Below are 474 nucleotides of genomic sequence, written 5' to 3' on the forward strand. Positions count from 1 at the left end.
GTACGAGCCGGCAGAAGACGAAGCGGCGGCGGACGTTGCCGAACCGGCAGTGCAACCGACGGTCGGCTGACATTCAGCCAAGATGACAATGCGCCGCCTTTCAGGGCGGCGTTGTCCTATTCGGGCGGCGTTATTCGGGCTGGGAAGCGAGCGACACCGCGACGGGGCTCAGGGGCGCGTCGCCAATGTCGACCCGCTGGGCCATTGGCGCCTCTCCGAGCAACGCAGCCACCATGGCTTGCAGCGGAAGCACATCGCCGGTGCTCATGAAGCATGGCGTTGCGGCTTGGCCCGATGCCTGCAATCCCGCTGCCGCGAGCGTGCGGCCCAGATGACGCGCGACGGCGTGTCCGGTGTCGATCAATGTCAACCGGTCGCCCGCAATCTCATGGATGGCATCTTCCAGGAAGGGGTAGTGCGTGCAGCCGAGCACCAACGTGTCGGCATTCGCATCGAGCATCGGTTGCAGATAGG

1 pseudogene is annotated in these 474 nt (G+C 65.2%); it reads right to left on the reverse strand.

Going from position 1 to position 474, the window contains the following annotated elements:
- Positions 1-130: 130 nt before the first annotated feature.
- A pseudogene (locus GRF61_RS24300) lies at positions 131-474 on the reverse strand (aspartate/glutamate racemase family protein); the annotation flags it as partial.

The sequence above is a fragment of the Azoarcus sp. TTM-91 genome (assembly GCF_012911025.1).
In the GTDB taxonomy this organism is placed as follows: domain Bacteria; phylum Pseudomonadota; class Gammaproteobacteria; order Burkholderiales; family Rhodocyclaceae; genus Azoarcus.